This is a genomic window from Mycobacterium sp. (genome assembly GCF_019247635.1).
In the GTDB taxonomy this organism is placed as follows: domain Bacteria; phylum Actinomycetota; class Actinomycetes; order Mycobacteriales; family Mycobacteriaceae; genus Mycobacterium.
This window is the reverse complement of the sequence record NZ_JAFBAR010000082.1, coordinates 1-10,372: the sequence shown is the minus strand read 5'-3', so window position 1 is coordinate 10,372 and position 10,372 is coordinate 1. Positions and strand designations below refer to the sequence as shown.

Sequence of the window (10,372 nt, the reverse complement as noted above, 5' to 3'; positions counted from 1 at the left end):
GCCTTCACCCACTTCCAGGCGATGCCGATCCCCTACGTCGAACCCGAGGACATCGCCAATCTCGCCGTGTTCCTCGCCAGCGACGAGTCGCGCTACATCACCGGACAGCAGATCCGGGTGGATGCGGGCGCGTTGTTGAAGTTTCCGGACGGTCCGGCATGACGGTACGGGTAATCCAGTGGGCGACCGGTCCGGTGGGGTCTGCACAGCTGCGCGAGATCATCGACAGTGCGGACCTCGAACTGGCCGGCGTCTTCGCCTACAACCCGACGAAAGTGGGAGCGGATGCCGGCACGCTCGTCGGCCGCCCGCCGACGAACGTCACTGTCACCGGCGACAAGTCCACGATCCTGGCGCTCGACGCCGACGTGGTGCTGCACGCCGCATCGAAAGCCGTGCGAGACAACACCAACACCGATGACATCGTCGCGTTGCTGACAAGCGGGAAGAGCGTCATCACCACCACCAGCTACAGCCACCTGCCCACCTATGGGCCGGAGGCCGAGCAGCGAATCATCAACGCCTGCAAGCAATCAGGGGCCAGGTTTCACGCGGCAGGTGAGCATCCCGGCTTCATGTTCGAACGCCTCGCCACGACCCTTACCGGGCTGTCGCAGCGCGTGGACCGGATCACCGTTTCGGAATTCGTCGATTGCTCGGCGGTGACGGAAAAGGGCATGCTCGTCGACCTCATGGGCATGGGTAAGGAGCCCGCGGACATCAACGTCGACGCACCGATGTTTCGGGCGGTCTCGATCCAGTACGAGCAGGCCCTGGCGTCGGCGGCCGACGTCCTGCACCTGGCGATCGACGAGGTTCGCCAGAGCATCGAAACCGCGACCGCCGACCACGACGTTCCGGTCGCATTCGGCCACTTGGCGGCTGGCACCGTTGTCGCCCAAAGGCTTTCGTGGACAGGCTATTCCCGCGGCGCACCGGTACTCGTCGCAGAGGAATACTGGACCGTCACCCGTGACGTCGTCGACTGGCCCGATCTTCCCGACGAACGGTTCCTGGTACGCGTTCGCGTCGAGGGCGCACCGCCCATGCGGCTGGACCTGATCATCGACAATAATCCGATCGACGAATCCGCCACCCCCGGAGGCATACTCGCGGTTGCTATGACCGCGGTGCGGGCCATTTCCTACGTGCTACAAGCACCCCCGGGCGTCGTCACTGCGGCGGTGTTCGGCGCCTACCAGTGGCGCTGAGCGCGACCTCGCACCCCTAGCGCCTCAGTCGACGCGGGTGGCGTGCACTTCCCAGAACGGGGCGTGCACGCGGCCGCCCTGTAGCCAGGGCTCCATCGCCTTGAACCTCGCCAGCAGGTCCTGAGACTGCTCGGCCATATCGGGATTGCGCGCGGCCATCATCTCGATCTGCTCGACGCTCATGTTGACCTGATACGTGGTCGGCCCGAGATAGGTGATCCCCCAACCGGCGGGCGGCAGCACATCGCGAAAGTCGGCCTCCGACAACGACCGCATCATCTTGAAGCCGTTGACGTCTTGCTGGCCGAACTCGAACATGTACAGCCGCGCGCCCGGCTTGGTGGCCCGGTGCAGCGCCTCGGCATAGGACCTCTGTAGGTCGGGGTCGGTGCTGAAGGTGTGGTAGAACGCGCAGTCGACGACCGTGTCGAACCGCCCCTCCAGCCCGTCCAGCTTGGTCGCGTCGGCCAACTCGAAATTGACTGTTACACCGGCCTTTTGGGCGTTGGCCCGGGCCCGCTCGACGGCCCCTTCCGACCCGTCGATGCCGGTCGCCGAGTAGCCCTTCGAGGCGTAGTAGATCGCGTGGTGCCCCGGGCCGGTGCCCGGGTCGAGCACCTCCCCCTTGATCGCGCCCAGCGCGACCAGTTGCTGGACCACCGGCTGCGGACCGCCGATGTCCCACGGTGTGGCGGCGGGCAGCCCGTTCGACGTCCGGTCGTCGCGGTACATCTCCTCGAAGCGGGCGGGATCGGTCACATCGGGATGGCTCATGCAGTCCTCTTTCGGGTTAGGGCAGAGAGTTCACCAACTGCTCGACGGGCACGCGCGGCCCGGTGAAAAACGGAGTCTCCTCGCGGGTGTGTCGACGGGCATCGGTGGCACGCAACTCCCGCATCAGGTCGACGATGCGGTGCAGTTCGGGCGCCTCGAAGGCGAGGATCCATTCGTAGTCGCCGAGAGCGAACGCCGGCACCGTGTTGGCGCGGACGTCCTTGTACTCGCGCGCGGCCATGCCGTGCTCGGCGAGCATGCGGCGGCGTTCCTCGTCGGGCAGCAAGTACCACTCGTAGGACCGCACAAAGGGATACACGCAGATGTAGGCGCCGGCGTCCTCGCCCGCCAGAAACGCCGGGATGTGGCTCTTGTTGAACTCCGCGGGCCGGTGCAGCGCGACGCTGCTCCACACCGGCGCGCTCACCCGTCCGAGCGCGGTCGTCCGCCGGAAGTCGGCGTAGGTGGCTTGCAGCGCCTCGACCCGCTCGGCGTGGGTCCAGATCATGAAGTCGGCGTCGGCCCGCAGGCCCGCGACGTCGTAGAGCCCGCGGACCACGACCCCGCGCTCCTCCTGCTGTTTGAAAAACCGGGACGCGTCCTCGATTGCTTCATTCCTCGCGTCGCTTTGCTCCTGGCCGAGCTCCCCGGGCCGCACCGAGAACACCGAGAACATCAGGTAGCGCAGCGTCGAGTTGAGGGCGTCGTAGTCGAGGCGAGACATGAAACCTATCGTGCCACTTGCGCGTCCAGGGACTCGATGACCCTGGTGACGGCCTTGCCGGCCGCCGCTATGCACGCGGGCACGCCGATTCCGTCCAGGTAGCTGCCCGCCACGCCCAGTGTCGGGGGCAGTTCGGCACGCACCTGGGCGACCAGATCGGCGTGACCGGGGCCGTACTGCGGCATGGCGTCGATCCAGCGTTGCAACCGGACGTCGAGCGGTTGGACGCGCAGACCGAACACCGTCGCCAGGTCGTCCAGCGCCCAGGTCAGCAGGTCCGCGTCGGAGGCGCTGGCCGCCAAGTCTTCACCGAATCGCCCGAACGACAACCGCAGTAGTTGCGTGTCTGCGTGCTGGCCCCACTTGCGGGACGACAACGTGATCGCTTTGGCGCGCAAGCGCTCGCCGGTGGCCACCAGTACCCCGGACTGCTGCGGGAACGGGGTGTCGCGCGGCACCGCCAGCGCTACCACCACCGAGGAGGCGCTGGTGATCCGGCCGGCGGCCGTCGCCGCCCGCGGCGCCACACCGCCGACAAGACGCGCCAACTGCGGCGCCGGGACCGCCAGAATCACCGCATCGAAGCGCCAGCCGGTGCCGCTGTCATCGGTTAGCTCCCAACCGCTTTCGAGTCGCACAATGCCGGCCCGCACCCACCGCACCCGGCTGCGCCGGGCCAGCTCGTCGAGCAGCACCCGATACCCGCCGTCCAACGTCCCGAACACCGGCGCGCCGGAGGGCGGCGGCAACCCTTGTCGAACGGCGTCGGTCAGGCTGGTGGCGCCGCGGTCGAGGGCCGCCGCGACACTCGGGGCCGCCGCGCGCAGCCCGATCGTCGCCGCCGAGCCCGCGTACACCCCGCCCAGCAGCGGGTCCACCGATCTGGCCACGACCTGCTCGCCGAACCGGTCCGCCACCAACTCGGCCACCGCGGGATCGGCGCCCGGGCGCCAGCTGAAGGGACGGCCGGGTTCGGTCTCGATGCGCGCGATCGTGGCGGCGTCGACAAGCCCCGCCACCGAGTCGGCCGACGACGGGATTCCGACCACCGTGTCCGACGGCAGCGGGTGCAGCCGCGCTCCGCTGTAGAGCAACGGTCGCGCGCCCGTGGTCGTCCTTTGGCGGTCCGCCAGACCCAATTCGGCCAGCAGCGCGGGCATCTCGGGTCGGCGCAGCACGAAAGCCTCGGCGCCCAGGTCCATCGGCTGGCCGCCGACCCGCTCGGTGCGCAGCACACCGCCCAGCCGGTCGGCCGGATCGAACAGCGTGATGGTCGCGTCGTCGCCGACGGCCGCACGCAGCCGGTAGGCCGCGGTCAAGCCCGAGACTCCGCCGCCCACAACGCAATACGAGTAGGTCATAGCGAGTGGACCAGCGCCACCAAGTCGGTGAGGACGCCGGGGTCGGTCTCCGGCAGCACTCCGTGGCCGAGATTGAAGACGTGGCCGGTCGCGCCCGCGTCCACGGCCCGACGTCCGTCGTCGACCACGGCGCGCGCGGCACGTTCCACCACCGGCCAGCCCGCGAGCACCACGACCGGATCGAGGTTGCCCTGCAACGCGGTGCCAGGCTGTACCCGGCCGGCGGCGTCAGTGAGCGAGGTGCGCCAATCGACGCCGATGACCGTCGCCGTCGCCGGTTTGAGGGCCTCCGACATCGCGCCTAGCAGCTCGGCGGTCCCCACCCCGAAGTGGGTCATCGGTACGCCGTGTTCGGCCAGCGTGCCGAAAACCCGCGTGCTGTGCGGCAGCACGTACTGGCGGTAGTCGGCCAGCGACAAGGTGCCCGCCCACGAGTCGAACACCTGGATGGCGTCCACCCCGGCGTCGAGCTGACCACGCAGGAATGCGATGGTCAGGTCGGTCAGCTTGGTCATCAGTGCGTGCCAGCTCGCCGGCTCTGCGTGCATCATCGCCTTGGTCCGGGCGTGGTTGCGACTGGGGCCGCCCTCGACCAAATAGGACGCCAGCGTGAACGGCGCGCCGGCGAATCCGATCAGCGGGACATCGCCAAGGGCGGCAACCAACAGCCCGACCGTCTGCATTACCGGCTGAATCGCCTGCGGGTCAAGGGGTTTCATGGCGTCAACGTCGGCGGGGGTGCGCACCGGGTGAGCGATCACCGGTCCGACGTCGGCGACGATGTCCAGGTCGACACCGGCGGCGCGCAACGGCACCACGATGTCGGAGAACAGGATCGCGGCGTCGACATCGTAGCGACGGATCGGCTGCAGCGTGATCTCGCAGGCCACGTCCGGCTCCAGGCAGGCGGCCAGCATGCTGTGCCGCTCGCGCAAAGCCCGGTATTCGGGCAGCGAGCGCCCGGCCTGCCGCATGAACCACACCGGAACTCGGCGGGGTTTGCGGCCGGCGACCGCGGCCAAATAGGGCGACTGTGGAAGGTCGCGACGAATACTCATCGGCTCCAATGCTGCCACGGGCAGGTTGCGTAACATCACGTCGATGTCAAAGATGCCAGCCGCCTACGACGACTTCCCCAGCCTGCGCTGCGAACCCGGCGAGAACGGTGTGCTGAATCTGGTACTCGATGCACCCGGCCTCAATTCGGTGGGGCCCCAGATGCATCGCGACCTCGCCGACATCTGGCCGGTGATCGACCGCGACCCGGCCGTACGCGTGGTCCTGGTCCGCGGTGCAGGCAGGGCGTTTTCCTCCGGCGGGAGCTTCGACCTGATCGAGGAGACCATGGGCGACTTCGAGGGGCGGGTCCGCATCATGCGCGAGGCGCGTGACCTGGTGCTCAACCTGATCAACTTCGACAAGCCGGTCGTGTCGGCGATCAGGGGGCCGGCCGTGGGCGCGGGCCTGGTGGTGGCGGTGCTCGCCGACATCTCGGTGGCCGGCCGGACCGCGAAGATCATCGACGGGCATACCAAGCTCGGGGTCGCCGCCGGCGACCACGCCGCGATCTGCTGGCCGCTGCTGGTCGGCATGGCCAAGGCCAAGTACTACCTGCTCACCTGCGAGACCCTGTCCGGCGAGGAGGCCGAGCGCATCGGCCTGGTCTCGACCTGCGTCGACGACGACGAGGTGCTGCCGACGGCGGCACGCCTGGCCGAGAACCTGGCGCAGGGCGCACAACACGCGATCCGTTGGACCAAACACAGCCTGAATCACTGGTACCGCATGTTTGCGCCGGCCTTCGAATCCTCTCTAGGCCTGGAATTCATCGGTTTCACCGGGCCCGACCCCCGGGAGGGCCTGGCCGCGCACCGCGAGAAGCGCCCGGCGCGCTTCGGAGGTAGCACCCCGCCCCAATAGCACGAAGCGGCGCGCCTGTCGCGGCGTGTCGGGCTATAGGTCTACCGTCGAATTCTGTGACACGCGCCGACGATGCAGAGCGGAGCGATGAGAAGGAGCGGCGCCCGTGACGTCAGCCGAACCCAGCCCTTTCCGCGAGGCGGTAGCGGCGATGAATGCCGTCACCGTGCGGCCGGAAATCGAGCTGGGCCCCATCCGGCCGCCACAGCGGCTGGCGCCCTACAGCTACGCGCTGGGGGCCGAGGTCAAGCATCCCGAACACGAGATCGTCCCGGAGCGGTCCGAGGGTGACGCGTTCGGGCGCCTGATCCTGCTGTACGACCCGGACGGCGCCGACGCGTGGGACGGCACGATCCGCCTGGTCGCCTACATCCAGGCCGATCTGGACTCGCACGAGGCGATCGATCCACTGCTGCCGGAGGTGGCCTGGAGCTGGCTGGCCGAGGCGCTGGAGTCACGAACCGAGCAGGTCACCGCCTTGGGCGGCACGGTAACCGCCACCACGTCGGTGCGCTACGGCGATATCTCCGGCCCACCGCGCGCCCACCAGCTGGAACTACGGGCGTCGTGGACGGCCACCACCCCCGAGCTCGGGGTCCACGTCCAGGCGTTCTGCGATGTGTTGGAGCACGCCGCGGGCCTGCCGCCGGCCGGGGTCATCGACCTGGGCTCGCGGTCACGCGCCTGAAATGTGCGAACCGGCGGCCAACGAACAGGCCGGCGCCGAGCCCGACCCCACCCCGCTGCTGCACCCGGCAGGCGGCGTGCCGCGACTCTCGGTCACCGTCGGCGAGATCGAGGCGGCCGGCGAACTTCTGGCCGGCGGGCGCGGACCGTTCGCGGTCGATGCCGAGCGGGCGTCGGGTTTCCGCTACTCCAACCGCGCCTACCTGATTCAGATCCGGCGTGCCGAGGCCGGCACAGTGCTCATCGACCCCGTCAGCCACGGCGCTGACCCACTGACCGCGCTGCGGCCCGTCGCCGAGGTGCTCAGCCGCGACGAATGGATCCTGCACTCCGCCGATCAGGACCTGCCCTGCCTAGCCGAGGTGGGCATGCGGCCGCCGGCGCTGTACGACACCGAGCTCGCCTGCCGGTTGGCCGGATTCGAGCGAGTGAACCTGGCGGCCATGGCCGAGCGGCTGCTGGGTTTCGGGCTGGCCAAGGGCCACGGCGCGGCCGACTGGTCTCGGCGCCCGCTGCCCCCGGAGTGGCTCAACTACGCGGCACTGGACGTCGAACTCCTCATCGAACTGCGCGCGGCGATCTCGCAGGTGCTGGCCGAACAAGGCAAAACCGATTGGGCCGCACAGGAATTCGAGCATCTGCGCACGGCCCAACCGCCACCGTCGCGGCCGGACCGATGGCGACGGACCTCCGGCATCCACCGGGTGCGTGACCGACGCAGCCTGGCCGCCATCCGCGAACTGTGGACGGTGCGTGACCGCATCGCCCAGCGCCGCGACATCGCACCGCGCCGCATTCTGCCCGATTCGGCCATCATCGACGCCGCCGTCGCAGACCCTAAGACGGTCGACGACCTCGTCGCGTTGCCCGTGTTCGGTGGACGCAATCAGCGACGCAACGCCGCGATGTGGCTGGCGGCGCTGGACACGGCCCGCGAGGACCGCCACCAGCCCGACTCGGCGGATGCGGCCAACGGGCCGCCGCCGCCGGCGCGGTGGACTAAGCGCAAACCCGATGCCGCCACACGGCTGGATGCTGCCCGCGCCGGGCTGGCGGACGTGTCGCAACGGGTGGGCGTACCGACGGAGAATCTGATCGCACCCGATCTGGTTCGACGGCTGTGCTGGGAGTGGAAAGGCGCTCCAGGCACCCCGGACGCCTCCGCCGTCGACGAATACCTGCGCGCCGGTCAGGCGCGGCCGTGGCAACGCGAACTGGTGGTCCCGGTACTGGCCTTGGCCGTTACAGCCGTGACCCGGGTGCGCGAAAGTTAGTCGAGGCGCTCGCTGATCGCGGGCTGCTCCACCGACGTGCCCAGGGCGGCAACCCAACCGGTGATCCGGCGGGCCACGTCCTGGTCGGTGAGGCCCCGATCGGCCAACAACTCTGGCCGCGATGCGTGCTCGTAGAAGGTCTGCGGCAATCCGACGTCCCGGCAGGGCACGTCGATCTCGGCACGCCGCAGGGCGGCGGACACCGCCGAACCCACCCCGCCATTGACCCCGTTGTCCTCCAGCGTGACCAACAGCTTGTGCTGCACCGCCAACTCCTGCATCCCGTCGGGCACCGGCAACACCCAACGCGGGTCGACGACGGTCACACCGATCCCCTGCTTGTGCAGCCGCTTGGCCACCGCCAGCGCCATGGTTGCGAACGGGCCGACCGCCACCAGCAGCACGTCGTGGTTGAGTCCACCGGCCGGCACCGCGAGCACATCGATACCCGACCGGCGCTCCAGCGCCGGAATGTCCTCGCCCACATCACCTTTGGGGAATCGCAACGCCGTTGGACCATCGTCGACGTCCAGCGCCTCGCCGAGTTCCTCGCGCAGCCGGGTGGCATCGCGGGGGGCGGCCACCCGCATGCCGGGCACGATTCCCAACATCGACAGGTCCCACATGCCGTTGTGGCTGGCGCCGTCGTTACCCGTGATGCCCGCCCGGTCCAGGACCATGGTGACCGGCAGCCTGTGCAGCGCCACGTCCATCATGATCTGGTCGAACGCCCGGTTGAGGAAGGTCGAATAGATGGCCACCACTGGGTGCATCCCACCCATCGCCAGACCGGCGGCCGACGTCATTGCGTGCTGCTCGGCGATGCCGACGTCGAACAAGCGGTCCGGAAAACGCTGCCCGAAAGCCGTCAGCCCGGTGGGTCCGGGCATGGCCGCGGTGATCGCCACGATGTCGCGGCGCTTCGTGCCGTAGCCGATGAGCGCGTCGGAGAAGGTCGCGGTCCAGCCCGGGCCCGCCACCGTGGTGGCCAACCCGGTCACCGGGTTGATCGGGACGGTGGAGTGCATCTGCTCGGCCTCGTCCGCCTCCGCGGGCGGGTAACCCATGCCCTTGCGGGTGACGACGTGCACGATCACGGGGCGCCCGAAGCCGCGGGCGTGGCGCAACGCGATCTCCACCGCGCGTTCGTCGTGGCCGTCGACCGGGCCGACGTATTTCAGCCCGAGGTCGGTGAACAACAATTGCGGGGACAGCGAATCCTTGATGCCGGCCTTGATGCTGTGTACGAAGTGGTAGCAGGCCTCGCCGACAACCGGCACCGAGCGCACCACGTCGCGGCCCTTCTCCAGCATTTGCTCGTATGCCGGCTGCAGCCGCAGCGTGGCCAGGTGGTCGGCGACGCCACCGATGGTAGGTGCGTAGCTGCGGCCGTTGTCGTTGACGACGATGATCACCGGGCGCCGGGTCGACGCGATGTTGTTGAGCGCCTCCCAGCACATGCCGCCGGTCAACGCGCCGTCGCCAACCACCGCGACGACATGCCGGTTGCGGTGTCCGGTCAGCTCGAACGCTTTGGCCAGGCCGTCGGCATACGACAGCGCCGCGCTGGCGTGGCTGGACTCCACCCAGTCGTGCTCGCTCTCGGCGCGCGACGGATACCCCGATAACCCGCCCTTTTTGCGCAGGGTTTCGAAGTCGTGGCAGCGTCCGGTCAACATCTTGTGGACGTAGGCCTGGTGGCCGGTGTCGAAGATGATCGGATCGTGGGGCGAATCGAACACGCGGTGCAGCGCCAGCGTGAGCTCGACGACGCCCAGGTTCGGCCCCAGATGGCCGCCGGTGGCGGCAACCTTGTGGATCAGAAATTCCCGAATCTCGGCGGCCAGATCGCGTAACTGCTGCTGGGAGAGGCGCTGGAGATCAGCGGGCCCGCGGATCTGTTCCAGCATCCCGTCAGTCTACGCAAGCGGCGGCCCCGGAAAGGACCGTATTGTCTCCCTTATGCGCGCGGAAGCACTCGCCGAAGAGTTTCCGGTGGTGACCGTCGACTCCGACGCCATGGCCGCCGCCCGCCTGCTCGCCGAGCACCGCCTGCCCGGAATCCTGGTGACCGACGCCTCCGGAAAGCCGTTTGCTGTGCTGCCCGCCTCCCAGGTGGTTCGGTTCATCGTGCCCCGCTACGTGCAAGACGATCCCTCCCTGGCCGGGGTGCTCAACGAATCCATGGCCGACCGCGCCGCCGAAAAGCTGGGCGGCAAGAAGGTCCGCGACGTGCTGCCCGACCACCTGACCAACGTGCCGGCGGCACACGCGGACGACACCATCATCGAGGTGGCCGCGGTGATGGCCCGGCTGCGCAGCCCGCTGATGGCAGTGGTCAAGGACGGCGAATTGCTCGGCGTGATCACCGCATCGCACCTACTGGCCGCGGCGCTCAAGACCTGAGCAGCGCCGACCAGG

At 68.9% G+C, this 10,372-nt stretch carries 10 protein-coding genes and 1 pseudogene; 6 read left to right on the top strand and 5 right to left on the bottom strand.

From position 1 onward, the window contains the following. Both JO236_RS12870 and JO236_RS12865 read left to right on the top strand, forming a co-directional pair. Positions 1–162: SDR family oxidoreductase (locus JO236_RS12870; RefSeq protein ID WP_293330441.1), on the top strand; the 162-nt coding region annotated here is incomplete at its 5' end. Then, complete coding sequence (locus JO236_RS12865) at positions 159–1,211, top strand: dihydrodipicolinate synthase (protein WP_293330435.1); 1,053 nt, start codon at positions 159–161, stop codon at positions 1,209–1,211. The genes JO236_RS12870 and JO236_RS12865, both read left to right, overlap by 4 nt. Positions 1,212–1,235: 24 nt before the next feature. Here the strand turns inward: JO236_RS12865 and JO236_RS12860 are convergent, their stop codons facing one another. From JO236_RS12860 to hemE, 4 genes are read right to left on the bottom strand one after another with little or no spacing between them, the layout of a single operon-like run. Then, positions 1,236–1,985 (bottom strand): class I SAM-dependent methyltransferase, encoded by a 750-nt coding sequence (locus tag JO236_RS12860; protein WP_293330431.1) that lies wholly within the window; start codon positions 1,983–1,985, stop codon positions 1,236–1,238. Positions 1,986–2,001: 16 nt separating this feature from the next. Then, positions 2,002–2,709, bottom strand: a complete 708-nt coding sequence (gene hemQ, locus JO236_RS12855) for a hydrogen peroxide-dependent heme synthase (RefSeq protein WP_293330377.1) — start codon at positions 2,707–2,709, stop codon at positions 2,002–2,004. Between the two features lie 5 nt (positions 2,710–2,714). Beyond that, a complete protein-coding gene (locus tag JO236_RS12850; protein WP_293330374.1) occupies positions 2,715–4,070 on the bottom strand; it encodes a protoporphyrinogen oxidase in 1,356 nt (451 codons plus the stop codon). Next, positions 4,067–5,128 (bottom strand): uroporphyrinogen decarboxylase, encoded by a 1,062-nt coding sequence (gene hemE / locus JO236_RS12845; protein ID WP_293330371.1) that lies wholly within the window; start codon positions 5,126–5,128, stop codon positions 4,067–4,069. The genes JO236_RS12850 and hemE overlap by 4 nt, the downstream gene beginning before the upstream one ends. Positions 5,129–5,180: 52 nt before the next feature. Between hemE and JO236_RS12840 the strand changes: the two genes are divergently transcribed. The 3 genes and pseudogenes from JO236_RS12840 to JO236_RS12830 all read left to right on the top strand — a co-directional run bounded on the left by JO236_RS12840 (position 5,181) and on the right by JO236_RS12830 (position 7,951). Further along, positions 5,181–5,990: an enoyl-CoA hydratase/isomerase family protein gene (locus JO236_RS12840; RefSeq protein ID WP_293330438.1), complete on the top strand. Its 810-nt coding sequence runs from the start codon at positions 5,181–5,183 to the stop codon at positions 5,988–5,990. Between the two features lie 56 nt (positions 5,991–6,046). Beyond that, positions 6,047–6,678 (top strand): annotated as a pseudogene (locus JO236_RS12835) (DUF3000 domain-containing protein). 1 nt (position 6,679) lies between these two features. Next, complete coding sequence (locus tag JO236_RS12830) at positions 6,680–7,951, top strand: ribonuclease D (protein ID WP_293330368.1); 1,272 nt, start codon at positions 6,680–6,682, stop codon at positions 7,949–7,951. Here JO236_RS12830 and dxs read toward each other — a convergent pair. Then, positions 7,948–9,861, bottom strand: coding sequence for a 1-deoxy-D-xylulose-5-phosphate synthase (gene dxs / locus JO236_RS12825; RefSeq protein WP_293330365.1), 1,914 nt, complete (start codon positions 9,859–9,861; stop codon positions 7,948–7,950). The genes JO236_RS12830 and dxs overlap by 4 nt on opposite strands. Before the next feature lie 52 nt (positions 9,862–9,913). Here dxs and JO236_RS12820 point away from each other — a divergent pair, with 52 nt between their 5' ends. After that, positions 9,914–10,357, top strand: a complete 444-nt coding sequence (locus JO236_RS12820; RefSeq protein ID WP_293330362.1) for a CBS domain-containing protein — start codon at positions 9,914–9,916, stop codon at positions 10,355–10,357. Positions 10,358–10,372 lie beyond the last annotated feature (15 nt).

Coding starts and splice junctions, on each gene's coding strand:
- JO236_RS12865 (WP_293330435.1), top strand. CDS start 159: ATGACGGTACGGGTAATCCAGTGGGCGACCGGTCCGGTGGGGTCTGCA.
- JO236_RS12860 (WP_293330431.1), bottom strand. CDS start 1,985: ATGAGCCATCCCGATGTGACCGATCCCGCCCGCTTCGAGGAGATGTAC.
- hemQ (WP_293330377.1), bottom strand. CDS start 2,709: ATGTCTCGCCTCGACTACGACGCCCTCAACTCGACGCTGCGCTACCTG.
- JO236_RS12850 (WP_293330374.1), bottom strand. CDS start 4,070: ATGACCTACTCGTATTGCGTTGTGGGCGGCGGAGTCTCGGGCTTGACC.
- hemE (WP_293330371.1), bottom strand. CDS start 5,128: ATGAGTATTCGTCGCGACCTTCCACAGTCGCCCTATTTGGCCGCGGTC.
- JO236_RS12840 (WP_293330438.1), top strand. CDS start 5,181: ATGCCAGCCGCCTACGACGACTTCCCCAGCCTGCGCTGCGAACCCGGC.
- JO236_RS12830 (WP_293330368.1), top strand. CDS start 6,680: ATGTGCGAACCGGCGGCCAACGAACAGGCCGGCGCCGAGCCCGACCCC.
- dxs (WP_293330365.1), bottom strand. CDS start 9,861: ATGCTGGAACAGATCCGCGGGCCCGCTGATCTCCAGCGCCTCTCCCAG.
- JO236_RS12820 (WP_293330362.1), top strand. CDS start 9,914: ATGCGCGCGGAAGCACTCGCCGAAGAGTTTCCGGTGGTGACCGTCGAC.